Raw genomic sequence first — 26,637 nt, forward strand, 5'->3', positions numbered from 1 at the left:
AGGAGTGGAATCATGCAAGATATTAGTATTTTTTTAGCGTTTGGCGCTGGATTTTTATCATTTATTTCCCCATGTTGCTTACCGCTTTATCCGGCATTTTTATCGTACATAACAGGTATGTCGGTTTCTGAGTTGAAAGAAGAAAATGCAATGCTTCGCAAAAGAAGTATGATACATACAGCGTTTTTCTTACTTGGATTTTCAATTATATTTATTGCAATTGGATTTGGTACAAGTTTTATTGGTGGCATCTTTACAAATTATAAAGATTTAATTAGACAGTTAGGTGGTATATTTATCATCGTGTTCGGTCTTATTATTGTCGGTGTGTTTAAGCCAAAGTTTTTAATGCAAGACCGTAAATTTACGTTTAAAAATCGTCCGAGTGGCTATTTGGGATCCGTTCTAATTGGGTTGGCCTTTGCTGCAGGGTGGACGCCTTGTACTGGACCTATTTTAGTTTCTGTCATTGGATTAGCAGCAACAAATCCAGAATCAGCAATGATTTATATGATAGCATACATACTTGGGTTTGCTATCCCATTTTTCGTACTATCATTCTTTATTACGAAAATGTCTTGGATTAAAAGAAATAGTATGAAATTCATGAAGATTGGAGGATACGTTATGATTGTCATGGGTATCTTCCTATATTTCAACTGGATGACGAAAATTATCGTATATTTCTCAAGTTTATTTGGTGGTTTTACCGGTTTTTAGTATTATTCTGTGAAAATGTTGGAAATACTAACGGAAAAGCATATAATGAAAGTATATTTTGCATATAGCCACAAAAAAGGATGAGAAAATATGAACATAGTTGTTTTATCCAGTATCGTTGCTGTTTGTATGGCTGTTGGTGCGATGTTTATTCGTTTAAAAGCAGCTAAGAAACCGGCAACATTGAAAAAAATTATACTTCCACCATTTTTTATGAGTACGGGAGCATTGATGTTTGTTTTTCCAGAATTTCGATTAACTCCAGCAGAAATGTTAGAAGCAATTGGCGTCGGTTTGTTTTTCTCTATTTTTCTTATTAAAACATCTAAATTTGAAATTAGAGGACAAGAGATTTATTTGAAGCGTTCAAAAGCATTTGTTTTTATATTAATTGGATTACTTGTCGTGCGGATTGTTTTTAAAACATACTTAAGTCAATCTCTTGATTTAGGACAACTTAGTGGCATGTTCTTCTTACTGGCGTTCGCGATGATTGTGTCATGGAGAATTGCTATGTATCGTTCCTTTACGAAATTACAGAAGGAAATGGAAAAAGAAGATGGTTTTTATAATGAAAAAGATATGAAGCTAACTTGAAAACGTTATATGTATAAAATAAAAAGGACAGTGTCAAAGGCGCTGTCCTTTTTATTGAAAATAATGTGAAGTTACTTTGCGAGTAAAGATTTATAGTTAGAATAATCAATCTCTTTTTCTTGTAGTTTTTTTACTAAAAATTTATGATCACGCTTCGGTGTAGCAATAATATATCCTTTAATAATTAAATCTTGTGTAATTTGAGAGGCTTTTTCTTGTAATGCCAGTTCTCCAATTTTGCCAGCAATTTTTGATTTAGCGACATCGCGAAATAGTTCTGGAACAGGACTTACGAGCTCTTCTAACAATTGTTTTTGTTCTTCATCCCATAAATGTCTAGTTTTATTAATATAGTGCTCTTCCCAATCTAAAATGGACATACCATCTTCTTTAGGTAATCGTTTTAGGAATTTTCTGAACATAAAGTATCCACCGATAGACATAAGTCCTAATAAAATAACAGTCCATAGCACTATGAACCAACTGAACCATCCTTCGAGCAAGCTTATCCCCCCTTAATGATTGCGGTTTTCTTTTATTCATATTATAAACAGTGAGATTCATAGAAAGCAAGAACGCTTGGTCATTTTGACCAAGCGTTATCATTTAAACAAAGTATAGTTGTTCAACACATAAATTATTATTATCATCTTCTACATATTCAATGATTAATGTGCCAACTTTACGATCTTTATCTTTAGTTGTGAAAATAGAGTAAGAAGTAAAACGTACTGTTGATAAGCCGCTTATATGTGTAGGTAAAGAAATGTAGTCGTTATCGCGGAAGAATTCCATCAGTTCAATATCTTCAAATTCTTTTCGATCAACTTGTTTGTTTGTATAGCGGCGTTGAAGTTTTTTTAAAGACTCATTCCAAGAAATTGCTTTTGTGTCGTATACCATTGTTCTATCTCCTTACTGTATGTAATCATTAAGAACATACGTTCTAAACTAGTATACTCTTTTTATTAGAAAAGGGAAAGCAAAAAATAATGTAAGCTTGGATTTCCAAGCTTACATTATTGATGCGTCCGTCATAATCTCTATTTTTATTATAAGTTAGATAAGAATAAGAAACAAGATGATATATATTCTGTTGATGGTTTTTAAAATTCTGTATATTATAGATATACTAAAATGCAAGGGAATGAGAGGAATGGCATATGTAATTTCACTCCAAGGATCGATGGCAAGCGGAAAAACAACATTGGCTAAAAGGTTAGAGAGATGTGGGCTTTCAGTTATATATGAAAATCCATATCCAATTGTAAAAAAGCGAAAACAATTAAATTTGGATATGAATTCAAAAGAAGGGTTTATCATAAATCAAAAAATGTTTATGGAAGCAAAAATAAAGGAGTTTCAAAATGTGAAAGATTCAGTCGTGATTTTTGATCGTGGACCAGAAGATATTGAGTTTTATACAATTTTTTATCCAACGATTATAGGGGAAAAGTGGGATATAGAAATTGAATTGAAAGATGAATTATATAAATTAAGAGAATGCCGTTCGGATGCAATTTTTTATTTAGATGTTTCGAAAGAAAATTTATATGATAGAAAAAATAATGACGGGGCAAGAAATCGAAGTACATTCGAAGAACAATTTAAATTAGTAGAAACTGAAAAAGAATGGTATAAACAATTTCCTGTAACTTATGTGGACACGAATACATTAACAGTGGATGAGTTAGAAGCATATTTTATGGGCTGGTTAAAGGAGAAAGGACTATGAAAAAAATATTATTATTCGTATACCCAACATTTGCGGAGTTTGAAATTACAGTAGCAACAGCATTACTGAAAAAGAAATATGAAATCATTACTGCGGGCTTAACAAAAGGGTTGATTATAAGTGAAACAGGCTTGCAAGTACAACCGCATATAGAATTAAGTGAAGTGCGTGTAGATGAATATGAGGGGATTATCATTCCAGGGGGAGACGAAGTACATATTAAAGACGCAGATATTCTCTTTTCAGTCATTCGCCAATTTTCTGAAAAAGAAAAATTAGTAGCTGCGATTTGTGCTGGACCGTATGCGTTAGCAAGAGCAGGTTTATTTAAAGGGATTTCTTATACAGCGACTATAGATTATCAAAAGTTAGATTGTTTTCCAGTAGAAAATTTTGTATATAAAGAAGTTGTACAACACTCAAATATTATTACTGCACAAGGACATGCTTTCGTACCATTCGGAATAGCAGTTGCTACTTATTTTGGAGTAGCGAACGAACATAGTATAAATTTTTATGGCGGAAAGGGCAATATGATGATGGACAAACTTTTACATGAGAATGTATAAAAGCTAGCATTGGATAGCTTTTTTCTTTTTGACATCGATAAATGGCTAACGTTTTCGGGTCGCGCCATATACCGTTATGAAGTGACAATTCATTTTCTACTTCTTTTTTTAGCCATTCCTTCATTTCGGTGTGAAGATATGTACTATCAGGTATATTTAGCGATGGAAACATGCTAGAAATATAGCTTACAATCGGAGTAGCATGATGAAAAACGAGAGCATTATGAATAACTGTTTCTTCAACAGTTGGAAAAACAGACTGTAATATCTCTTTACCATTTTCTAAACAAAATGGAGTGACTGATGATGTTGTTTTCGGTAAATCAAATGCGTCTAACATGCGGTTACACATTTCAACTATATGAGGTAATGTAACGTCAGAATTTGTTGTAGCTAAAAGTGAGCCTCCGGGACGCATTACTTTATGGAATCCTTGAACTGTTTTTTCGACATCTTTCATGTGATATAACATATGTCTTGCGATGACCCAGTCATAGCGATTAGCTTCAAAAGGAAGTTTACCAGCATCACCTAGTTTCCATTCAATTATGCTATTCTTTATTGCAGCTTCAGAAAGCATCGTTTTTGATTGATCAAAACCGGTTAGTTCGCCTTTATGACCGTTAGTTTGTAAAAGGGAAAGAAAATTTTCATTAGCACACCCAACCTCTAATATTTTTTCTTCTCCTTGAAATTGTAAATGTTCCATGACGAGTTCATCTAAATTTACTTGTTTTTCTTCGTAATGTTTATGCGTATCGATACGTGTTTGTAAATGGTTGCTTACGTTATATTGGCGTTTTACATCATTCATTTTTTCACATTCCACCTTCGTGCAAAATTGCTGAATCGCGTGTGTTAATACGTCGGTTTTCTTTAAACCTTCGTAATGGAGTGCAGATTCAAACCTTTCAAGTAATTTTTCTTCAATTCGAAAATGAATATCTTTTCGCTTCGTCATTGAAATATCGCCCCTTTGCATCTGTTAGTGAGACTATAGCACGCCTGAAAAATTCGTGTAAATAATTTGTGTACACAAATGGAGGGGATGAAAAAATTGTTCGAATGTGAGTTTAAACTATTGACGATTTAACCGTTTTCATATATTCTTAAATTAAGAAATATTCAAATAATTAAAAGAAATGAGAGAGTCACATGCTTCTTCAAGGAACACATCGAATTGGTCGTATGGCCATGTTGTTGGCACTTGCGGATGAGAATGAAAGCCCTGTATTATCTATTCCAAAAGGTTGGAAGTATTGTACGGGGAAAGTGGGTTCGATGAATTCGCAAAAAGTTGTAGCAGCAATGGAAACAGCGGCTAAGAGCACCCAAGTTATTGAAACAGATGTTTACAGAGAAACACATGCACTTTATCATGCAATTATGGAAGCTTTGTACGGAGTGACGAGAGGTCAAATTCAGTTAGCAGACGTTCTTCGTACAGTAGGACTTCGCTTTGCGATTGTGCGCGGTAGACCATACGACGGAAAAAAAGAAGGCGAATGGGTTGCTGTTGCATTATATGGAACGATTGGTGCACCTGTAAAAGGATCTGAGCATGAGGCGATTGGTTTAGGAATTAATCACATATGATTTGCCCATAGTCTATTAGTTAGAAGGGGGCCTTACTTTTTTAGGACAGAAGTCTGTCTTAAAAAGATAAGGTCCCCTTTTGCCTTTTTAAGGAGGAAAAAGAATGATTACGTTAACAGGACACACATTGACAATTGAAGAAATGAAGAGGTTGTTACTTGAAGGGGAAGGTGTAACAGCTTGTCCAAATAGTATGCAAAAGGTGGCGGAGTGCCGCGAAGTTGTTGAGAAAATTGTAGAGGACGGAAAAGTCGTTTACGGTATTACAACTGGATTTGGAAAGTTCAGTGATGTGCTTATTCAAAAAGATGATGTAAAGGCACTTCAACACAATTTAATTCAGTCACATGCATGCGGTATAGGTGATCCATTCCCTGAAGAAGTATCACGCGGTATGTTAATTTTACGAGCGAACACGATGCTTAAAGGAGTATCTGGTGTTAGACCACTTGTTGTAAATATGCTTCTTGAGTTTGTAAATCGTAAAATTCACCCGGTCGTTCCGCAACAAGGGTCACTTGGTGCGAGTGGCGATTTAGCACCTTTATCTCATCTTGCGCTTGTATTATTAGGCGAAGGTGAAGTGTTCTATAAGGGGAAACGCGTTCATGCGATGGTTGCTCTTACAGAAGAAGGGCTTGAACCGATTGAACTTGAAGCGAAAGAAGGGCTTGCATTAATCAATGGTACGCAGGCGATGACAGCGCAAGGAGTTCTTTCTTATATAGAAGCAGAAGCAATGGCGTATCAAGCTGAATTCATTGCTTCGATGACAATTGAAGGATTACAAGGCATTATTGATGCATTTGATGAAAATGTTCATAAAGCACGTGGTTATAAAGAGCAAGTGGAAGTAGCGAGCAGAATTCGTGACATCCTTCATGATAGTAAATTAACAACAAAACAAGGAGAGCTACGAGTGCAGGATGCATATTCACTTCGTTGTATCCCGCAAGTACACGGTGCTTCTTGGCAAGTTTTAAATTATGTGAAAGAAAAATTAGAAATTGAAATGAATGCAGCAACAGATAATCCGCTAATCTTTGATGGCGGAGAAAAAGTAATTTCGGGTGGGAATTTCCATGGTCAACCGATTGCGTTTGCGATGGACTTCTTAAAAGTAGGAATGGCGGAACTTGCAAATATTTCAGAGCGTCGTATCGAGCGTTTAGTAAATCCGCAATTAAATGATTTACCTCCATTTTTAAGTCCAGAACCAGGACTTCAGTCTGGTGCAATGATTATGCAATACGCTGCAGCGTCACTTGTTTCTGAAAATAAAACGTTAGCACATCCAGCGAGTGTTGATTCAATCCCGTCATCAGCTAACCAAGAAGATCACGTAAGTATGGGAACAATCGCTTCACGCCATGCACATCAAATTATTCAAAATGTAAGACGTGTTCTTTCAATTGAGATGATTTGTGCGATGCAAGCAGCAGAATATCGCGGTATTGAAAACATGAGTACAGTGACGAAGAGCTTCTACCATCAAGGCCGTCAACAAGTACCTTCTATTACAAATGATCGCATATTCTCAACGGATATTGAAAATATTGCGCACTGGTTAAAAACGAATTATTCGATAAAAGAAAGATTAGATGTAAACGCGGCACTATAAAATGAGAAAAGGGAGAGATTGAAATGGAAAAAGTTAAACAAACAATTCGCGCGCCAAGAGGTACTGAATTACAAACGAAAGGGTGGGTTCAAGAAGCTGCACTTCGTATGTTAATGAACAATTTAGATCCTGAAGTTGCTGAAAAACCAGAAGAATTAGTTGTATATGGCGGAATTGGCCGTGCAGCTCGTAACTGGGAAAGCTACCATGCGATTGTAGATTCATTAAAAACGTTAGAAAGCGATGAAACATTACTTGTTCAATCAGGAAAACCAGTTGCAATCTTTAAATCGCATGAAGATGCACCTCGCGTTCTTTTAGCGAACTCAAACTTAGTACCAAAATGGGCGAACTGGGATCACTTCCGTGAACTAGAGAAAAAAGGTCTTATGATGTACGGACAAATGACCGCAGGTAGCTGGATTTATATTGGAACACAAGGTATTTTACAAGGAACATATGAAACGTTTGGCGAAGCGGCACGTCAACATTTCGATGGTTCATTAAAAGGTACATTAACACTTACTGCTGGCTTAGGTGGTATGGGTGGTGCACAACCTCTTGCTGTAACGATGAACGGCGGTGTTGTCATTGCTATTGATGTTGATAAGCGCAGCATCGATCGTCGTATTGAAAAGAGATACTGTGATATGTATACAGAATCATTAGAAGAAGCATTAACGGTTGCGAACGAGTATAAAGAGAAGAAAGAACCAATTTCAATTGGTTTATTAGGAAATGCGGCAGAGATTTTACCAGAACTAGTGAAGCGCAATATTACGCCAGATTTAGTTACGGATCAAACATCTGCTCATGATCCATTAAACGGTTATATTCCAGTAGGTTTCACATTAGAAGAAGCAGCGAAACTTCGTGAAGAAGATCCAGAACGTTACGTACAATTATCAAAAGAAAGCATGACAAAACATGTAGAAGCAATGCTTGCTATGCAAGAAAAAGGAGCAATTACATTTGATTATGGAAATAATATTCGCCAAGTTGCTTTCGATGAAGGTTTGAAAAATGCATTCGATTTCCCAGGATTCGTTCCAGCATTTATCCGTCCATTATTCTGCGAAGGAAAAGGACCATTCCGCTGGGTAGCACTTTCTGGTGATCCAGAAGATATTTATAAAACAGACGAAGTAATATTACGTGAGTTTGCGGATAATGAGCATTTATGTAACTGGATTCGTATGGCTCGTCAGCAAGTTGAGTTCCAAGGTCTTCCATCTCGTATTTGTTGGTTAGGTTACGGTGAGCGCGCGAAATTTGGTCGCATTATTAATGAAATGGTGGCAAATGGTGAATTATCAGCACCAATCGTTATCGGTCGTGACCATTTAGATTGCGGATCAGTAGCATCTCCAAATCGTGAAACAGAAGCGATGAAAGACGGTAGTGATGCAGTAGCAGACTGGCCAATTTTAAATGCATTAATTAATAGTGTAAACGGTGCGAGCTGGGTATCTGTTCACCACGGTGGTGGCGTTGGTATGGGTTATTCACTTCACGCTGGAATGGTTATCGTTGCAGATGGAACAGAAGCAGCAGCAAAACGTATTGAGCGCGTATTAACTTCTGACCCTGGTATGGGTGTTGTTCGTCACGTTGATGCAGGATATGACTTAGCTGTAGAAACTGCGAAAGAAAAAGGCGTTAACATTCCGATGATGAAATAAGGAGGAGAAAACATGCTGGACACTTTACTAATAAATATCGGTCAATTACTAACAATGGATCAAGAAGATGGCTTGTTAAGACGGGAAGCGATGAACACGCTTCCTGTTATCGAAAATGGTGTGGTTGGAATTGAAAACGGCGTAATTACTTTCGTTGGAACAGTGGAAGAAGCTAAAGGATTACAAGCGAAAGAAGTTATTGATTGCGGCGGGAAAATGGTTTCTCCTGGTCTTGTTGATCCGCATACTCACCTTGTATTTGGTGGATCTCGTGAAAATGAAATCGCACTAAAATTACAAGGAGTTCCGTACTTAGAAATTTTAGAAAAAGGCGGAGGTATTCTTTCAACTGTAAATGCAACGAAAAAGGCGTCGAAAGAAGAACTTGTTCAAAAAGCGAAATTCCATTTAGACCGTATGCTATCTTTCGGAGTTACAACTGTAGAAGCGAAGAGTGGTTACGGATTAGATGATGAGACGGAATGGAAACAATTAGAGGCAACTGCACAATTACAAAAAGAGCACTCGATTGATTTAGTTTCCACATTTTTAGGTGCTCATGCAGTTCCGAAAGAGTATAAAGGTAGATCGAAAGAATTTTTACAATGGATGTTAGACCTACTACCAGAAATGAAAGAGAAGCAATTAGCTGAATTCGTTGATATTTTCTGTGAAACAGGTGTGTTCTCTGTTGAAGAGTCAAAAGAGTTTTTATTAAAAGCGAAAGAGCTTGGGTTTGATGTGAAAATTCATGCAGATGAAATTGACCCTCTTGGTGGCACGGAAGCAGCGGCTGAAATTGGTGCGGCATCAGCGGACCATTTAGTTGGCGCTTCTGATAAAGGAATTGAAATGCTTGCAAACTCTAATACAGTAGCGACTTTATTACCAGGAACAACTTTCTATTTAAATAAAGAAAGCTTTGCTCGTGGACGTAAAATGATTGATGAAGGTGTTGCAGTTGCTTTGGCTACAGACTTTAACCCAGGTAGTTGTCCAACTGAGAACATTCAGCTTATTATGAGCATTGCAATGCTCAAGCTGAAAATGACACCAGAAGAAGTTTGGAATGCAGTAACAGTTAACTCTTCTTACGCAATTAATCGTGGTGATGTAGCTGGAAAAATTAGAGTTGGTCGCAAGGCAGATTTAGTTCTATGGGATGCTTACAATTATGCTTACGTACCGTATCATTACGGCGTAAGTCATGTAAATACAGTATGGAAGAATGGTAATATCGCATATACAAGAGGTGAACAATCGTGGAGCACGGCCACTATTTAAAGAAAAATGCAAAGTTTATCGATCGTGAAGTGACGAAATGGAGTGAGATGATTAAAGATTGGGAGGAAGGCTTGGAAATATTCGGTGCTGCCTTAATTGGAGCACCCCTTTCTAAACCATCTATTAGTCATTCAGGAGCAAGTTTTGCACCAAAAACAATTCGTGCAATGTTAGATGCATATAGCACGTACGCAATTACAGAAGAACATGATATGAAAGAAAGTGTCTTATATGATTGCGGCGATATTACGATGCATGTGACGGATATAAAAGAAAGTCATAAGCGAATTGCGAAAACAGTTGGTCATGTAACGAAAGTAAATCCAAACATGATACCAATCGTTCTTGGCGGGGATCACTCGATTAGCTTTCCGAGTATAACAGGATTTGCAAATAGTAAAGGGAAGATCGGTATTATTCAATTTGATGCCCATCATGATTTACGTAATTTAGATGATGGTGGCCCATCAAATGGTACACCGTTCCGTAGTCTGCTGGAAAATGATGTAATTACAGGAAAACAACTCGTTCAAATCGGAATTCGTAATTTTTCAAATGCACGAGCGTACCATGAATATGCAAAAGAACATGGCGTGACAGTATATACAATGAAAGATGTACGAGAGCGACAAATCAAAGATATTATCACAGAAAGTATTGAAGTATTAAGAAAGCAAGGCGTGACTTCTATTTACATTTCTCTTGATATGGATGTACTAGATCAAGCATTTGCACCAGGTTGTCCAGCAATTGGTCCTGGCGGTATGGATAGTACGACTTTACTTGATGCGATTGAATTTCTTGGTAAAGAACCGCTCGTTCAAGCGATGGATATAGTAGAAATTGATCCAACCCTTGATTTCAGAGATATGACGAGTCGAGTAGCTGCGCAAGTGATTATGAGTTTTCTTTTAGCGAGAGAGACAGTCCGTAAGCAGGTTAGTATATAGGCGTGAAATTAATAGGGAATGTTTAACGATTCCGTATGAAAAACACATTACTACTTATATGTAGTAATGTGTTTTTATGTAAAAAGAGAAGGTGAAATTAGAATGTATATATGTGTGGAAAAGTTAATAAGATTGCGGGTTTTTAATGATATTTTACGAAATTATTTTCTTAGTTCGAAAGGATTGACATTAAAAATAATTTTATGATAAAATTAAAATTTTGCTAAAAAATTGATTGTGTGTTAAGATTGAGAAGGTTACCATATATGGAGGTGGATTATTTGTTTCAAATTGGCGATAACATAGTTTATCCAATGCAGGGAGCAGGTATAATTAAAGCCATAGAAGAGAAGGAAATCACAGGAGAAAAACAACAATATTATGTTATAAAAATGTCGGGTAGTAATATGGAAGTAATGATTCCGGCAGGGAGAATATTGAGCTCAAATATACGACCAGTCACGGATATAACGGCAATAGCACACATATTGGATATTTTTCAACATGGAGAATCTGATAGATTACTTACGTGGAAACAAAGGTATAAATTGAACACTGATAAAATAAAGACGGGTAAAATACAAGAAGGTGCTGAAGTTGTACGTGATTTATTACGTATGCAGAAAGAAAAAGCACTTAATGCAAGCGAAAAGAAAATGTTAGATAACGCACACGAATTTTTGATTAGTGAACTGGGATTAATTGAAGGTATCACAGAAAGTCAAATAAAAAGCTTTTGTTAAGATTCATTACAAATAATGTATTAGATCCCAAAAAAGGTTTTGAATTTTTTGGGAACATAATTATAGAGAATTAATCATTTCAAAGACATTCAATTCTTTCAAACCACTTTTAGAGCATTAACCTCTTTTGTTATTACTACAATCAAATCCATTTTTATTTTTTAAATTCTTTACGAATATTCGAAGTTTAATTAAACACTTGGATAGAATAGTTACTTGATTTTTGCAATCCTGATTCACACTGGCACGGACGAGGAGCCGTAAGGATGAAAGAGAGGTAGGGCTTTCATTGTTTTAGGTTTATAAGTTATTATTTTTAGAAGAATACTGAACCATTCTCACTTCTACTGCTAAGTAATTTTTTATATGTGAAGAGATAATAATTGTTTATATTCTTTATATTAAAGAGATAAATGAATTTTTAGCCATATACGGTCAACTAAAAAGAAGTGTCATATAGTCGATAATTCGACTATGTGACAGCTCTTTTTTTCATGGGGATTAGGAACGGATAAATAGAAAAAACAACGTGTTAGATATGCAATTATTATCGTAATGCTTGTTGCTTGCATATTGGAAACGAATTTGTTCCCTATCTTCTTTAGAGCAATGACAGAGATGGAGACTAGGCGATGTGGACTAAGAAATCGATCACGAAAGGATATAAATGGTGAGACGGATGTGCGTATATGGAAAAAAAACGTGCTTTTGCACGGCTTTTTTTATGTTAGTTATGAAGAGAAAGCAAACAAATGTTACCCCATTACGATAATCGGCTTAATCAAAATGAATGATTGAAGCCTCGTTACTGTAAGTTTGAATATAGTACAATGGAAATCGTTTTTTTAGTAAATAGTTTGAAAAACAATTACCAATATATTCTATAGTAATAAAACTAGAAGAAAAGAAAACATCCATTTAACAAGTATTTTCCTCATCCACTTACTGAATATAAGAATAGACAGTAGAGATTTGAATTCTAGAACCCTTATAGTAATAAAACGGTTCGTTTTATTATGCGAATATTTCTACATAAGAGCGTATAAATTGACGTTACTATCTAAAAGTAAGTATGATGCGATTATAGTAAGAATTTTTTAGGGGGAAGAAAAATGACAAGTTCAAATAATAAAGCAGCAAGTATTTATGAAGGAACAAATATAAATGATTGGGGTTCTTTTGAAAATATTGAAGAAACGAAGTTATTTGACTCGATTCAAATTGGATCTTGGTCTCTTCGTAATCGCATAGCAATGGCACCGATGACGAGATGTTTCGCGAATCATGAAACAGGAATCGTTGGTACTGATGTAGTCGAGTACTATAGAAAACGTGCAGCTGATGGAGTTGGCTTAATTATTACAGAGGGAATCGTCATTAGCCCAAGAGCAAAAGGAAATCCAGGAGTACCGGGGATTTATACACAAGAACAAATCGATTCGTGGAAGCCTGTTACAGAGGCAGTACATAAAGAAGGTGGAACGATTATTGCTCAAATATGGCATGTTGGCCGTATGAGTCATCACGAGATAATTGGTGGGCAAATGCCGCAAGCACCGTCTGCTATCGCTGCAGAGGGAAATGTTCCGCGTTTTCGTAAACCGTTCGACACGCCAGAAGCAATGACGTTAGAAGAAATACAAGAGGTGATTGGTCAATACGCACAAGCTGCGAAAAACGCGATCGAAGCTGGATTTGATGGAGTAGAAATACACGGTGCACACGGATATTTAATCGATCAATTTACTTATGAGTTCGCAAATAAGCGTACTGATAAATACGGCGGAGATTTAAAGCAAAGGCTAACGTTTATGAAAGAAGTAACGGAGGCTGTAATAGAAGCTGTTGGGGCTGATAAAACACTTCTTCGTTTCTCTGCTTTCAAAGGTGATAATCCAACTTATATGTGGGAAAACCCTGAGTTTGCAATTGAAATGTTTGTAAATATGTTCAACGAAGTTGGATTAACGATGATTCACCCTTCAACGATGAATTATACGGCAGTTATTGCTGACGGAAAGAATTTTCATCAATTAGTAAGAAAATATTGGGAGGGTACGATTGTAGGAGTAGGGAATTTAAATCCGAAAGAGGCTGAAGAAGCGTTGCAAGAAGGAACAATTGATGTAGTGGCATTCGGAAGACCTTTAATAGCTAATCCAGATTTTGTTCATCGAATTAAAAATGCTGAAAGTTTAGTTGAATATGATGCGAAAGAGCATCTTGCTACATTAATTTGAATAAAGATAAAAGGAGAACACATCAGGTGTTCTCCTTTTATTATGGATTTTCATAGGAGGAAGCGGTATGAGTGAAACGCTACTCGTTATTATTAGTATATTGCTCTTATTGATGTTACTATTAATCATTTTTTTTATTATTACATTTTTTATAAAAAAACGGACGCATCATTCTATATTAAAGTTACATCCATACTTAGGAAGGATGCGTTATTTACTTGAAAAGATAGGACCGGAATTTAGGCAATATTGGTTTGATCATGATACGGATGGAAAGCCCTTTTCACGTTATGATTTTCAAAGTGTAATGTTTCTAGCAAAATACCGTTCAGAAATACTCGGTTTTGGATCAAAACGAGATTTTGATGCATCTGGATATTATATTGCTAATACATTATTTCCAATATTAACAGATGAATTAAGTGTGAATGAAACGCAAGAACGTGAAGGGAAAAAGTATGTGATTCATAAAGAAGGGTTATTTTCACGAAGAGAAAAATTGACAGCGGATACAACGAATCTTTGGTTATATGAAGAAGACGATGCAATTATCGTCGGTGAAAACCGCAAATATCCGTGGAAACTACATGGCATGTTTGGGGCATCTGCGACTTCTTACGGTGCGATTGGCGAAAATTATATTTTAGCGAGCGGGTTTGGTGCGAAGATGGCTGGCGGATCGTGGATTAATACTGGCGAAGGTGGCGTTATTCCAGAACATTTACATACAGGTGCGAATATCGTTGCGCAAATTGGTCCGGGTTTATTTGGGTACCGTGATGAGGATGGTAATTTTTCAATGGAGAAATTTATGGAGAAAGCAAAAGAAAGCAATATTAAAGCATTCGAATTGAAATTTGGGCAAGGTGCGAAAATACGTGGTGGTCATCTAGAGGGACAAAAAGTAAATGAGAAAATTGCTTCTGTTCGGAATGTGCGAAAAGGAGAAACGATTAATTCACCGAATCGATTTCCATTTTTAAAGAATGCAGCAGATACACTTTATTTTATTCAACGTTTGCAAGAAAACGGCGGTAAACCAGTCGGGATGAAGATTGTAATTGGACAGCAGGAGCCATTGGAAGATTTATTCAAATCGATGAAAGAGTTAAACATTTATCCAGATTTCATTACAGTTGATGGTTCAGAAGGTGGATCAGGTGCAACGTATAAATCGATGGCAGATAGTATGGGGATGCCGCTTATTCCAGCGTTATTGACATGTATTGATACAGCGAATCATTATGGTGTTCGGGACAAATTCAAAGTGTTTGCCTCAGGGAAATTAATTACACCAGATAAAGTGGCAATTGCTTTAGCCATTGGTGCAGATGCTGTAAATTCAGCCCGTGGATTTATGATGGCAAGTGGCTGTATAATGGCACTTCAATGTAATTCCGGACAATGTCCATCTGGAGTTGCCACGACGAATCCGCACTATCAAAAAGCGCTAGATCCGTATGAGAAGAAATGGCGAGTAATGAATTATGTTGTTAGTATGAGATATAGTTTGTTCTCACTTGCGGCAGCAGCGGGAGTAAAGAGTCCGCGTCATTTAACGAGAGAGCATATTGTGTTTAAAGATGAGATGGGGAGAGTAGTTTCTCTTTCGGAATTGTTTCCTACTAGTAAATAGAAGATAAGCTATGTTTAATAGATTAAAAGTCATACATTCGTATGGCTTTTTTCTTTTGAAATTTGTCTGATAAGTGAATGAAAATAAGGTGTGAAAAAATGGCATTTTATTTTTTGAATATTTTTACTTTAATTTATTTTAAAACCGGGGTAATCCACTGGGATAAAGGCGTTTATAAAGGTTTTCACATGTAGTGAAAAGGGCTTGTTCACTTGAAAGGACAAAAAATGTTTGTTAAGGTAGGGAACCATAAGCGAAAACAAGAAAATAGAAAAAGTCATTTTTCGAAATTTTGAATGGCTTATGTAACTAAGGGAGAGATTTGGTGAAGATCGAGATTATGGTTTCGCTTGCTATTTATATGGCAGGTATGTTGTATATCGGTTATTGGTCTTATAAGAAGACATCCGATTTATCAGATTATATGTTAGGCGGAAGGGGACTCGGTCCAGCAGTTACAGCTTTATCAGCTGGTGCTTCTGACATGAGTGGTTGGATGCTAATGGGATTACCTGGTGCGATGTATGCAACAGGATTATCAAGTGTATGGATTGCGATAGGTTTATTAATAGGTGCTTATGCAAACTATTTAATTCTTGCCCCGCGTTTGCGAACGTATACAGAAGTGGCAAATGATTCAATTACGATTCCAGATTTTTTAGAAAATCGGTTTAAAGATCGTACGAAAATACTTCGTTTTGTCTCCGCTATCGTCATTTTAGTATTTTTCACATTTTATGCGTCAGCTGGTTTAGTTTCAGGTGGACGTTTGTTTGAGAATTCTTTTAATCTTGATTATAAAATTGGTTTATTTGTAACTGTCGGTGTCGTTGTTGCTTATACATTATTCGGTGGCTTTTTAGCAGTAAGTTGGACCGACTTTGTGCAAGGTTGTATTATGTTTATTGCTCTTGTGTTAGTGCCAATTGTAGCTTTTACAGATGTCGGTGGTGTAACAGAAACATTCAATACGATTAAGCAAGTTGATGCATCGCATTTAGATATGTTTAAAGGTACTACAATTCTTGGTATTATTTCATTTTTAGCATGGGGTCTTGGGTATTTTGGTCAACCGCATATTATTGTTCGCTTTATGGCAATTACCTCTGTTAAAGATTTAAAAACTTCTCGTAGAATCGGTATCGGTTGGATGACGATTTCAATTATAGGTGCAATGCTTACTGGTCTAATTGGTATTGCTTATTACGCTAAAAATAATGAGAAATTACAAGACCCAGAAATGGTCTTTGTAACATTCTCAAACATTTTATTCCATCCGTATATTACTGGATTTTTACTGTCAGCTATTTTGGCTTCGATTATGAGTAGTATTTCCTCGCAATTACTCGTTATTTCAAGTGCTGTAACGGAAGATTTCTATAAAACATTTTTCCGTCGTAACGCAAGTGATAAAGAACTTGTATTTATCGGTAGACTGTCAGTATTAGTAGTAGCTATGATCGCAGTTGTTTTAGCGTATCATCCAAGTGATACAATATTAACACTTGTCGGTTATGCTTGGGCAGGATTTGGTTCAGCATTCGGACCCGCCATTTTATTAAGTTTATATTGGAAGAGAACGAACAAATGGGGCGTTCTTGCTGGTATGATTGTAGGTGCAGTAGTTGTTATTACTTGGGTACAAATTCCAAGTTTAAAAGCGACTATGTATGAAATGGTACCTGGATTCTTCTGTAGTTTATTAGCTGTTATAGTTCTAAGTTTATTGACGAAAGAACCAGTGAAAGCAATTCATCGTGAATTTAATGAGATGGAAGCAGTGTTGGAAGAGGAAACGAAATAATTAGCGAAGAGAGTAAATGCTAACTAGCATTTACTCTCTTTTGATTTAAAATGAAAATAAGTGTTTATTGACAACTAAAAGTAAGTAACTTATAATAATTCTTGAGTTCAAGATAATTTATTTCTAAATAAAGATTTCAGATGGAGTAAATATTTTTTGGAAATTATCTCGAATTCGAGATTAATTCAGTGATATAGAAAATAATGGGTAATTTCACAACTTATATCTCGAATTGAAGATAAAATCATAACGATGGATTTTACTTTGCAGTATGGACAAAATGAATAATGAATTTTAATGTATAAAAGTTTTTAAAATGAAATAAAAAGGGGCGGAGAAAATGGAAAAGAAAACAATGGGAATTCATCACATGACAGCAATCGTAGGACACCCACAAGAAAATGTAGATTTTTATGCTGGTGTGTTAGGTTTACGTTTAGTGAAACAAACAGTGAATTTTGATGATCCAGGCACGTACCATCTTTATTTTGGTAATGAAGGAGGAAAGCCTGGAACAATTATTACGTTTTTCCCATGGGCAGGTGCTCGTGAAGGAATTATTGGTGACGGTCAAGTAGGCATTACGTCTTATGTTGTACCAAAGGGCGCAATGGAGTTTTGGGAAAATAGATTAGAAAAATTCGATATTTCGTATACAAAAATGACTCGATTTGAAGAGCAGTATTTAGAATTTGATGATCCACATGGTTTGCATATAGAATTAGTAGAAAGAGAAGAAGGCGAATTAAATAATTGGACTTTTGGAGAAGTTACGCCAGAAGTAGCAATTAAAGGATTTGGCGGTGCTGTTCTTTTATCTGCACAACCTCAAAAAACAGCTGAATTGTTAGAGCATGTTATGGGTCTTGAGAAACTTGGAGAAGAAGGTGAATTCGTTCGATTCCGTTCTTCTGCTGATATTGGGAATATTATCGACTTGAGGCTATCGACAATCGGGCGTGGCCAAATGGGTGTTGGTACAGTCCACCATATTGCTTGGAGAGCGACTAACGATGATGATCAACTCGACTGGAAAGAGCATGTGTCTCGTTTTGGATACCACGTAACTCCTGTACAAGATCGAAATTATTTTAACGCAATTTATTTTAGAGAACATGGGGAAATTTTATTTGAAATTGCAACAGACCCTCCTGGTTTCGCTCATGACGAATCGTTAGAGACGATGGGTGAGGAATTAAAGTTACCAGAGCAATATGAACCACATAGAAAACAAATTGAACAAACACTTTTACCATTTGAAGTGAGAAATTTAGATTAAAGTGATTGAAAGGGGAAAAGGATTATGATGAAACATGTTTTTCAAAAAGGAAAAGATACGTCAAAACCAGTGTTGTTATTACTTCATGGTACAGGAGGTAATGAATTAGATTTATTACCACTTGCAGAAATAATTGATCCAGAAGCATCTGTATTAAGTGTTAGGGGAAATGTATTAGAACAAGGCATGCCACGTTTCTTCCGCCGATTAGCAGAAGGTATTTTTGATGAAGAGGATTTGATTTTCCGTACGAAGGAATTAAATGAGTTTTTAGATGAAGCTGCAAAAACATATGAATTTGATAGAAATAATATTGTAGCTATCGGTTATTCAAATGGAGCAAACATTGCTGCAAGCTTATTATTCCATTACGAAAATGCATTAAAAGGTGCTGTCCTTCATCACCCAATGGTACCTAGAAGAGGAACACAATTGCCTAATTTAGCAGGGAAATCCGTATTTATCGCTGCTGGGACAAATGACCCGATTTGTTCCTCAGCGGAGTCAGAGGAATTGAAGGTACTATTAGAGAATGCAAATGCTACTGTTACAATGCATTGGGAAAATAGAGGACATCAATTAACGATGGGTGAAGTAGAAAAAGCAAAAGAATGGTATGTCAATACAGTATTATAAAAGTAAAAAAAGAAGCATCTGCTAACAATTAGCAAATGCTTCTTTTTTTACGACTGAATTGCAAGATGAGATGAAGAAAGCGGAAGTTGAATATCAACGATCGTACCTTTATCTAACTCGCTTGAAATGTGTAATTTACCATGATGTTCTTCAATTATTTTGTAACACATCATTAATCCTAGTCCTGTTCCCTTTTCTTTTAAACTATAAAATGGTTCGCCTAAACGAGAGATACGATCTTCTGGGATACCGCAACCTTCATCGATAATACGTATTAAGATGAAAGTATCCTCTAATGGTTTTGTTTGGATGAAAATATTTCCGCCATTTGGCATTGCTTCTATCGCATTTTTTAATATGTTTATAAAAACTTGTTTTAATTGGTTACCGTCACATTGAATATCATGTGCGTAATCAAAATGATCCATAATGATATGAACGCTATGCATAATAGCAGTTGGTAAAATAAATGTGACTACCTCTTCAATTAAAGCTTGTATGTTACAAGTTTTGATTGATAATACTTGTGGTTTAGACATCGCCATAAATTGACTTGTGATAGATTCCATTTGTGAAATCTCACTTAACATAACATCGATATACCATTTTTGCTCTTCATTTATTTCAGGGAGTAGCAATGTTAGAAAACCTTTTAGAGAAGTGAGTGGATTTCGAATTTCATGGGCGATTCCAGCTGTCAGTTGTCCGACTACTGCGAGTTTTTCTGATTTTCGTAATAACTTTTCCGTTTCTTTTAGCTCGGTAACGTCTCTTCCCATTACGATAAGACCTTTTCGCGAGCCGTCAGGATGATAAAGTGGAACTTTCGATATACTTAAGATTAGGTCAAAATCATCTCTATGAATAATAAATTCCTCGCCATGAAGAATTTGTCTTTGTTGCCATGCTAGTTCGTCGACTTCTTCACAATGTAAAAAAGCCTCTCGGTACGCTTCGTTATATTGAATGAGTTCACTATCTTTTTTCCCATGGTAAGGTACATGATGGAAATTGAAACAAGAAAGTGCGTAGTCATTTGCCTCAAGCCAGCGCCCCTCATGATCCTTAAATATAACAAACGCAGGCATCGAGTTCACTAATGTACGTAACCTCTTCTCACTTTCTTTTAGCATATTCTCAATTCTTTCTGATTTTTCAAGAGGCTTCATAATAGTATATACGCCAGTTAGACGATTTTGGACAAAAATAGGAACTAGTTTTGTCACGACGTCTAATAAGAATCCATTTTTATGATAAATAGATAAAATATACTCTTGTTGATTATCCGCTTCAGTATTCTTTATATTTTGTAATACTTGCTCAGAAATATGAGCTTCTAAAATAGAGGTAATATTTTTCTGTTCTAATTCTAAAGAATTGTAACCTAATATTCTTTCGGCAGAAGGATTTATATGTAGAATAACTCCCTCTAAATTTAATGAAATAATACTATCAGGATTGTGTTCGAACAGAGATGCGTACATTCCTGTTAATGAACGATCTTGTATATGGTTTCGCAAACGTCTAGAAATGTTCGGATGACGTTTTCTTTGAGTTGATGAATATTTTTTACGACTCATAATAGTTCCTCCGTACAAATAGCATCTAAAAAGATTTGTCTATCCATAACTATAATATAGATGTAATGTGTATTTCTATAAAAAATGGAAGTTATATAATAAATTTTGTTTTCTTTATTTTGGAAAAGTGAGTGTAAGGTCGTAATAAGGGGAGCTTATATTGTTTTATAAATCTTTTGTAAGTTACAGGAGTAGGTTTTCTTTATAACATTAGGGTAGAAGAGGGGGAGAGAAAATGAGAAATTATATTCAAGGTATCGATCATGTGCAAGTAGCTGCGCCTGTAGGGTGTGAAGAAGAAGCACGAGAGTTTTACGGTAATAAAATTGGTATGGAGGAAATACCGAAGCCAGAGGAATTAAAGAAGCGTGGTGGGTGCTGGTTTAAGTGTGGAAATCAAGAGATTCATATCGGAGTTGAGAAAAACTTCAATCCAGCTAAAAAGGCGCATCCAGCTTTTTATGTTTTAAAAATTGATGAATTTAAACAAGAGTTAATAAAGCAAGGTATTGAAGTAATAGATGATCATGCACGGCCAGATGTAATTAGATTTTATGTGTCAGATCCGTTCGGAAATCGAATTGAATTTATGGAAAATAAAAACTAGGTGGAAATCCACCTAGTTTTTTAACCTTTTCGAAACAATCCTAATACTTCAACCGTTTCGGTAATGTTAACGAATGCATGAGGGTCAATTTCGGAAATTGTTAATTTCATACTTGCTAATTCTTCACGAGAAACGACGGTCATAAGTACACGTTTTTTTTCGCTGGAATAAGCACCTTCGCCATCAAGTAATGTAATTCCACGTACAACAGTTGAAAGAAGTTGTTTTTTCATTTTTTCTGCTTCATTTGTTACAATCATAAGTGTAACCTTTCGATGTTTCGTATGAATAGCATCGATGACTTTACCAGTTACATAAATGGAAAGTAAGCTTGTAAGAGCAACATCCCAAGTGAAGAAGAATCCTGCAATTATTACAACAACTGCATTTAAAACAATAAGGAATCCGCCAAGTTTAATGTCTCTTTTGCGAGATAACAACATACCGATAATATCAAATCCACCAGTTGAGCCATTACAGTTAAAAACAAGACCGATACCAGCTCCGGCAATGACACCACCAAAGATAGATGATAAAAGTGGGTCTGTTGCTACGACTTTCACTGGAACATAGTATAATGCAACAGATAATACAATAACAGAGATAACAGTGTTAAAAATTACTTTTTTTCCAAGACCTATGTATCCTAAAATAAGGATAGGTAAGTTTAATACAAAGTTAATAATACCCGTGTTTACAGGAGTTACAATCCCTAAAATAATAGCAATTCCGCCAATTCCACTACTTAATATTTTGTGGGGGATAAGGAAAAGATTAAATGCAATCGCAATAATAATAGAACCGATAATAACACCAAGAAATCTGACCATCTCTTTCCCGTCCTTCACTAAAAAATTCATATTATTTCAAGATTATATATGATATTGAAAGTTTTGGGTAAAAACAGTTTATTTCGGAAAATTAGATTAATCAAAAAAATTCAAGTATTTTATCATTTGAAAGGGGATACAGATATGAGGATAAAAACGTATCAACAGAAAAGCCCGTTGAAGCAAGAATGTGAGGATTCTTATTTTTGTAATGAAGAAAAAAAGATGTATGGTGTATGTGATGGTGCAACACCGCTCGTCCCGTTTCGTGATGAAAAGGGACATAATGGAGCATACATCGCTTCACATTTATTTGCAAGTTATTTTACTTCATTACGAGAAACTCATAGTTTACAAGTTGCCGTTGCAAAAGCAAATAAAGCATTGCAAAGCAAAATGTTAGAATATGAAGTAGACACGAGAAAGAAAGAGCATTTGTGGTGTACATGTATTGCGGCAGTTCAAATAAATGGTGAGAAAATTGAATACGCACAGTTAGGAGACTGTATGATTGTTGCAATACTTCAAAATGGAACGATGCAAGTATTAACGCAAGACACGGTTGAAGGAATTAGTAAACGAGCAAAAAAGAAGAGAGAAGAAGATCGTAAAAAAGGGTTATCTGTACCAGAAGAACATGTTTTTCAAGATGTGCAAGAACAGTTAAAATACAATCGTTATCTTGCAAATATGCAGGGCGGATATTCCGTTGCAAATGGAATGAAAGAAGCGATACATTATTTACAACATGGTGAACTACATATAGATGAAGTGAGCGGGATTTTTATTTGTTCAGACGGAGTATACCACCCAGATTGGCCACTTGAACAAACTGTTGCATATATAAGAAAGAATAGTATAAGTGAATATGTAGCAATTATTGAACAGCTAGAAGGGGAAAAGAGAATAAGACCAGATGATAAAACAATTATGATCATTGATTTGTAAGGGGAGGATGTTCGAATGGAAATTAAATGTATTAATTTAACATTTCAAGATGAATTAGTTCCTTTAGAGAAAGTTAATAAACTGATTATCCACCATACATCCGAAGATGGATGGGATGTGTATAAAACACATGAATTTCATCAAAAAGTAAGAGGGTGGAGCGGGATCGGTTACAATTATTTTATTGAAGAAGATGGAACTGTAGTTGAAGGGCGAGGTTTACATATTGGAGCACATGCGAAAGAAAATAATAGAGATACAATTGGAATATGTATGACGGGTAATTTTGATAAATATGATCCAACTTCTGCACAAATGAATGCATTGTATTCTTTATGTAAAATGTTTATGAAGCAGTTTGCTATAAAGAAAGAAAATATACTCGGTCATAGGGAGCTAGAAGGCGTTACAAAAAGTTGTCCTGGAAATCGTTTTTCTATGGTAGAGTTAAGAAACGGACTAACTTAAATATAGAGGAGTAACAAATGATGATGAATATAAAAATACCAAATGATAAAAAAGAAGAGCTTGTGGCACAAATTCAGCAATTTTTCGTTGAAGAAGATTTAGATGAAATTGGACGTTTCCAAGCAGAGCGATTAATAGAAGAAATGATTAAATTAGTAGGACCATTTGCATACAATCAAGCAATTGGAGATGCTAGAAAGCTTGTAACAGAGAAACTATCTAATATTGAAGAAGATTTGTATGTGTTAGAGAAGAGTGAAGGGAAATAAAAAAGAGCCGATGGGCTCTTTTTTATTTTTCTTTCTTGTGTTCTTGATATTCATGGACTTTTTCTTTTACATTACCAACTGTATCTTTAGCAGTGCCTTTTACTTTATCCCATTTTCCTTCAGCTTGTAATTTTTTATTGTCAGTTACTTTCCCAACAACTTCCTTTACTTCGCCTTTTACTTTATCAATGGCACCTTCTACTTTTTCTTTTAAACCATGATCATGTTTAGTCATACATTTCTCCTCCTTGTAGTTTGATTAGAATTCTCTTTTCATATTGCAAGTTGAATGATGTATCTAGTAATAGCGTAACAAATTTAGTTTGAATATTCAAATGATTAATAGGGTAGAAAAGGAATTGTCATAGAATGTATAAGATTGTAATGGAAGGAGAAAGAATGTAAATTACATGTCTTTTGCAGTCCATATGGATTTTGTATAAGCAATTTTCATATGGGCACGTTCCATATTATTTTGACTGCTGCTACCAAACCTTGCTTGCCCAACTATTAAATGACAATTGGATTCAATAGCTGTCTCAATTCTTTTTTGAATTAATGCAGTATGACAGCCTTTAAGCTGAAATTCTGGCAAAGTAGCAGAAGCAGCTAATGAAGCAACACCATTATTTATAAAGAGAACTCCTATACTAGCAGGAGTGTTTTGAATTTCAGCTATGAAAAAATGCCATCCTGGTTTATTATAAAGAATTTCGTTATTTTGGCGCACGCCATCTTTTGTAAAGGATGGCATGTTAAAACCACGTACATATATGTCAGCAAAAATATCAAACTCATTTTCTTTTAGTTTGCGTACTGAAATGTTAGAAGGAAGAAGAGATGGATCTTCTTTTGGTTTACTATATAAAGCGGTATGGAAGCTAGATTGGTAAAATCCTTTTTCAGATAAGTATTGAAATAATTCAGCTGTACCTTGTGCTGGTGTAATTTCAAAACGGCAAGGAATTTGTAGTGATTGATAATAAGAGATAATCGCATCTATCTCATCTGTATTTATAAAGGTAACGCCTTTGACTGTGTTAAAAGCAGGACCAGCAATTACTTTTGATGAAAAGGCAGTGGCACTCTCGAACTTTTTTATTTGTACTTGCATTGGATTTCCGTCCATTGCTTGTAGTAGTGCTAATCTAGAAGAAAGCATATGTATTTCTGCGTTTTCAATTTCTTGTGCGGTATTGATTGTCATAATTGTACTCATGAGATTCCCCCGTCAATAAATATATTTCATAGTACATATACGATGTTTGTTTGGAGATTCCTGTTGAAATGTAAGAGAATAAGAGGTTTTTTGGAAGGGAAATGGAAGTGAACTGTCGAAGGGAGTAGAAACAGATTAAAGGTGGTGCTCTCATGAAACAGAAAGACGTGCAGACATGCTCTAATTGTGGTTCTCAAAATATAGGAGAAGGTGAGTTTGTCGGTTATGCACAAATACGGAAAAAGGAGACGATGTTCACATCTTCACCAGTAGATGCTTATATTTGTACAGATTGCGGGAATATCCTTTTATTAAAAGTGCGACATTACGAAAAGTTTAAGCAGAAGCCGTTATGATTCTTGAGCAGTGGTTTTATTAGGGAAGTTAATAAGAGTAATATTTTACATATATATGAGTATGCCTCAGATAAAGAGATGAAAACATATACTGTACATAGTTCGTTATATGACACATAAAAATATATAGAAGAAATTGTGAGAGAATAGGAGGAAGGAGAAACAGCCCCTCTTGGAATATTTCATATTAAAAACTCCTTTAAATAAATAAGGGAGTTTTTAGTTTTTTATAACAACAATTACCTTTAATTGTTATAATTGGTTATTAGGAGAGGGTGGTTTAGTAACGCCATAATCTTAGAAGAAAAATAGCTAAATCGTATACAAAACCGCTAAATAACACAATCGCAACCGTAAGTTGACAAAGTGCAACCGCAGAAAGATAGAGATAAGGGCAATGTTTATATACAATTTAGTTAAGAAAACAAAGGGGGGCACACATATGGGATTTGGTGAAAAGCTTTTTAAATTAAGAAAGGAAAAGGGCCTTTCTCAAGAAGCGTTAGCTGAGAAATTAAACACGACAAGGCAAGCGGTTAGTAAATGGGAAAATGGTCAAGGTTTTCCTGAAACTGAAAAGTTAATAATGATTGGAAATGTATTTGAAGTATCACTCGACTATTTATTAAAAGAAACAGCTGGGCAAAGTAATGAAAATGTGGATGGCTATTACGTAAGTAAGGAAATGGCAGAAGGGTATATAGTGTATGGACAAAAAATTTCTAAATATATCGCGTTAGGATTTAGCTTGCTCATTTTATCGACAATACCGTATTTACTATTTAAGGAAAGTGCAACAATGTCGACATTTCTTGTTATTATCATTGCTGTCCTTGGAATTGGAGCGATGATGGTACCTGTAACGATAGAAGAGAGTCGATACAATGTATTGACAAAGCAAGAACTATTATTTGATCAAAACTTTCTAAAAGAATTAACAAAAAGATATGCGACTATTAAGAAGAAGTATGCGGCAGTGATGATTGTTGGATTTTGTTTTATAGCCGCAGGCGCAATCCCGTTTTTGTTTGAGAAAAAGCATATCACTTCAGGAGAATTAGTGCAGTACTATCCGTACTGTGTTGTACTTATTGCGATTGGAGTCTATCTTTTTGTTCGTGTTGTAGGAGTGTGGGAGATGTATCGAATTTTAGTAGAAAATAAAGAATATAGCAATCGTATTATTTTTAAACTAAAAAAGAAAGTGAGAGATAAAGTGGATAATTTTTAATAGGAGAAAATCAATTTTATTAAAAGTTAAGATGGGA

The 26,637-nt window shown here is 35.4% G+C and carries 28 protein-coding genes; 21 read left to right on the forward strand and 7 right to left on the reverse strand.

Translation table 11 applies throughout. The annotated features are described in order from the left end of the window. Positions 1-12: 12 nt before the first annotated feature. Positions 13-720, forward strand: coding sequence for a cytochrome c-type biogenesis protein CcdA (ccdA, locus tag QEP67_RS09200; RefSeq protein ID WP_001152685.1), 708 nt, complete (start codon positions 13-15; stop codon positions 718-720). Between the two features lie 90 nt (positions 721-810). Beyond that, entirely contained in the window at positions 811-1,317 is a 507-nt protein-coding gene (locus QEP67_RS09205; RefSeq protein WP_001028637.1) for a cytochrome c biogenesis protein CcdC, read from the forward strand. A 71-nt stretch (positions 1,318-1,388) separates the two neighbouring features. On the opposite strand, the gene QEP67_RS09210 is transcribed toward QEP67_RS09205, so the two are convergent. Both QEP67_RS09210 and QEP67_RS09215 read right to left on the reverse strand, forming a co-directional pair. Beyond that, the gene (locus QEP67_RS09210; protein WP_000889390.1) at positions 1,389-1,820 is read right to left on the reverse strand and encodes a DUF2621 domain-containing protein; all 432 of its coding nucleotides are present in this window, start codon (positions 1,818-1,820) and stop codon (positions 1,389-1,391) included. Positions 1,821-1,923: 103 nt separating this feature from the next. After that, positions 1,924-2,220, reverse strand: a complete 297-nt coding sequence (locus tag QEP67_RS09215; protein ID WP_000262395.1) for a hypothetical protein — start codon at positions 2,218-2,220, stop codon at positions 1,924-1,926. 244 nt (positions 2,221-2,464) lie between these two features. Between QEP67_RS09215 and QEP67_RS09220 the strand changes: the two genes are divergently transcribed. Both QEP67_RS09220 and QEP67_RS09225 read left to right on the forward strand, forming a co-directional pair. Further along, positions 2,465-3,052, forward strand: coding sequence for an AAA family ATPase (locus QEP67_RS09220; RefSeq protein ID WP_061672865.1), 588 nt, complete (start codon positions 2,465-2,467; stop codon positions 3,050-3,052). Next, the gene (locus QEP67_RS09225) at positions 3,049-3,621 is read left to right on the forward strand and encodes a DJ-1/PfpI family protein (protein WP_000722195.1); all 573 of its coding nucleotides are present in this window, start codon (positions 3,049-3,051) and stop codon (positions 3,619-3,621) included. Before QEP67_RS09220 ends, QEP67_RS09225 begins: the two co-directional genes overlap by 4 nt. On the opposite strand, the gene QEP67_RS09230 is transcribed toward QEP67_RS09225, so the two are convergent. Next, the gene (locus QEP67_RS09230; protein ID WP_353706564.1) at positions 3,527-4,582 is read right to left on the reverse strand and encodes a class I SAM-dependent methyltransferase; all 1,056 of its coding nucleotides are present in this window, start codon (positions 4,580-4,582) and stop codon (positions 3,527-3,529) included. The two genes, QEP67_RS09225 and QEP67_RS09230, sit on opposite strands and share 95 nt — an antisense overlap. A 194-nt stretch (positions 4,583-4,776) precedes the next feature. On the opposite strand from QEP67_RS09230, the gene hutP reads away from it, so the two are divergent. The 11 genes from hutP (at position 4,777) to QEP67_RS09285 (ending at position 19,092) form a co-directional block, all read left to right on the forward strand. After that, positions 4,777-5,217 carry a hut operon transcriptional regulator HutP gene (gene hutP, locus QEP67_RS09235; protein ID WP_000926520.1) on the forward strand — a complete coding sequence of 147 codons (441 nt, stop codon included), beginning with the start codon at positions 4,777-4,779 and terminating at the stop codon, positions 5,215-5,217. A gap of 103 nt (positions 5,218-5,320) precedes the next feature. Next, positions 5,321-6,838, forward strand: a complete 1,518-nt coding sequence (gene hutH / locus QEP67_RS09240) for a histidine ammonia-lyase (protein ID WP_000631834.1) — start codon at positions 5,321-5,323, stop codon at positions 6,836-6,838. A 23-nt stretch (positions 6,839-6,861) separates the two neighbouring features. Next, positions 6,862-8,520 carry a urocanate hydratase gene (gene hutU, locus QEP67_RS09245; protein WP_000416700.1) on the forward strand — a complete coding sequence of 553 codons (1,659 nt, stop codon included), beginning with the start codon at positions 6,862-6,864 and terminating at the stop codon, positions 8,518-8,520. 12 nt (positions 8,521-8,532) lie between these two features. Then, positions 8,533-9,804 (forward strand): imidazolonepropionase, encoded by a 1,272-nt coding sequence (gene hutI, locus QEP67_RS09250; protein WP_048565878.1) that lies wholly within the window; start codon positions 8,533-8,535, stop codon positions 9,802-9,804. Next, positions 9,783-10,754 carry a formimidoylglutamase gene (hutG, locus tag QEP67_RS09255; protein WP_000399817.1) on the forward strand — a complete coding sequence of 324 codons (972 nt, stop codon included), beginning with the start codon at positions 9,783-9,785 and terminating at the stop codon, positions 10,752-10,754. The genes hutI and hutG overlap by 22 nt, the downstream gene beginning before the upstream one ends. 281 nt (positions 10,755-11,035) lie before the next feature. Then, positions 11,036-11,497: a CarD family transcriptional regulator gene (locus QEP67_RS09260; RefSeq protein WP_170771247.1), complete on the forward strand. Its 462-nt coding sequence runs from the start codon at positions 11,036-11,038 to the stop codon at positions 11,495-11,497. A gap of 1,112 nt (positions 11,498-12,609) precedes the next feature. Then, a complete protein-coding gene (locus QEP67_RS09265; RefSeq protein ID WP_000204417.1) occupies positions 12,610-13,737 on the forward strand; it encodes an alkene reductase in 1,128 nt (375 codons plus the stop codon). Positions 13,738-13,804: 67 nt separating this feature from the next. After that, positions 13,805-15,373 (forward strand): FMN-binding glutamate synthase family protein, encoded by a 1,569-nt coding sequence (locus QEP67_RS09270; RefSeq protein WP_000005188.1) that lies wholly within the window; start codon positions 13,805-13,807, stop codon positions 15,371-15,373. A gap of 325 nt (positions 15,374-15,698) precedes the next feature. Beyond that, positions 15,699-17,177 carry a sodium/proline symporter PutP gene (gene putP, locus QEP67_RS09275; protein WP_000687609.1) on the forward strand — a complete coding sequence of 493 codons (1,479 nt, stop codon included), beginning with the start codon at positions 15,699-15,701 and terminating at the stop codon, positions 17,175-17,177. Positions 17,178-17,517: 340 nt separating this feature from the next. Continuing rightward, complete coding sequence (locus tag QEP67_RS09280) at positions 17,518-18,456, forward strand: ring-cleaving dioxygenase (RefSeq protein WP_000412753.1); 939 nt, start codon at positions 17,518-17,520, stop codon at positions 18,454-18,456. 24 nt (positions 18,457-18,480) lie between these two features. Then, on the forward strand, positions 18,481-19,092 hold the full coding sequence (locus QEP67_RS09285) for a dienelactone hydrolase family protein (RefSeq protein ID WP_000975462.1): 612 nt from the start codon (positions 18,481-18,483) through the stop codon (positions 19,090-19,092). A 47-nt stretch (positions 19,093-19,139) separates the two neighbouring features. On the opposite strand, the gene QEP67_RS09290 is transcribed toward QEP67_RS09285, so the two are convergent. Continuing rightward, entirely contained in the window at positions 19,140-20,672 is a 1,533-nt protein-coding gene (locus QEP67_RS09290; protein WP_000087693.1) for a BA3702 family sensor histidine kinase, read from the reverse strand. Between the two features lie 235 nt (positions 20,673-20,907). Between QEP67_RS09290 and QEP67_RS09295 the strand changes: the two genes are divergently transcribed. Further along, positions 20,908-21,279 carry a VOC family protein gene (locus tag QEP67_RS09295; RefSeq protein ID WP_001246939.1) on the forward strand — a complete coding sequence of 124 codons (372 nt, stop codon included), beginning with the start codon at positions 20,908-20,910 and terminating at the stop codon, positions 21,277-21,279. A 20-nt stretch (positions 21,280-21,299) separates the two neighbouring features. Here the strand turns inward: QEP67_RS09295 and QEP67_RS09300 are convergent, their stop codons facing one another. Next, entirely contained in the window at positions 21,300-22,109 is an 810-nt protein-coding gene (locus QEP67_RS09300) for a YitT family protein (RefSeq protein WP_000251343.1), read from the reverse strand. 144 nt (positions 22,110-22,253) lie between these two features. Here QEP67_RS09300 and QEP67_RS09305 point away from each other — a divergent pair, with 144 nt between their 5' ends. From QEP67_RS09305 to QEP67_RS09315, 3 genes are read left to right on the forward strand one after another with little or no spacing between them, the layout of a single operon-like run. After that, complete coding sequence (locus QEP67_RS09305; RefSeq protein WP_001220829.1) at positions 22,254-23,057, forward strand: protein phosphatase 2C domain-containing protein; 804 nt, start codon at positions 22,254-22,256, stop codon at positions 23,055-23,057. Positions 23,058-23,072: 15 nt separating this feature from the next. Beyond that, positions 23,073-23,525, forward strand: coding sequence for a peptidoglycan recognition family protein (locus QEP67_RS09310; RefSeq protein ID WP_000402951.1), 453 nt, complete (start codon positions 23,073-23,075; stop codon positions 23,523-23,525). A 17-nt stretch (positions 23,526-23,542) separates the two neighbouring features. After that, on the forward strand, positions 23,543-23,794 hold the full coding sequence (locus QEP67_RS09315; RefSeq protein WP_001983516.1) for a DUF2164 domain-containing protein: 252 nt from the start codon (positions 23,543-23,545) through the stop codon (positions 23,792-23,794). A gap of 22 nt (positions 23,795-23,816) precedes the next feature. Here the strand turns inward: QEP67_RS09315 and QEP67_RS09320 are convergent, their stop codons facing one another. Both QEP67_RS09320 and QEP67_RS09325 read right to left on the reverse strand, forming a co-directional pair. Continuing rightward, complete coding sequence (locus tag QEP67_RS09320) at positions 23,817-24,029, reverse strand: CsbD family protein (protein WP_000160411.1); 213 nt, start codon at positions 24,027-24,029, stop codon at positions 23,817-23,819. A gap of 171 nt (positions 24,030-24,200) precedes the next feature. Then, positions 24,201-25,013 (reverse strand): GNAT family N-acetyltransferase, encoded by an 813-nt coding sequence (locus QEP67_RS09325; protein WP_000104263.1) that lies wholly within the window; start codon positions 25,011-25,013, stop codon positions 24,201-24,203. 152 nt (positions 25,014-25,165) lie between these two features. Here QEP67_RS09325 and QEP67_RS09330 point away from each other — a divergent pair, with 152 nt between their 5' ends. Together QEP67_RS09330 and QEP67_RS09335 are read left to right on the forward strand one after the other, a co-directional pair. Continuing rightward, a complete protein-coding gene (locus QEP67_RS09330) occupies positions 25,166-25,369 on the forward strand; it encodes a hypothetical protein (RefSeq protein WP_000810209.1) in 204 nt (67 codons plus the stop codon). Positions 25,370-25,811: 442 nt separating this feature from the next. Next, positions 25,812-26,600 carry a helix-turn-helix transcriptional regulator gene (locus tag QEP67_RS09335; RefSeq protein WP_000505630.1) on the forward strand — a complete coding sequence of 263 codons (789 nt, stop codon included), beginning with the start codon at positions 25,812-25,814 and terminating at the stop codon, positions 26,598-26,600. Positions 26,601-26,637 lie beyond the last annotated feature (37 nt).

Source organism: Bacillus cereus group sp. MS39 (genome assembly GCF_040448665.1).
Taxonomy (GTDB): Bacteria; Bacillota; Bacilli; order Bacillales; family Bacillaceae_G; genus Bacillus_A; species Bacillus_A wiedmannii.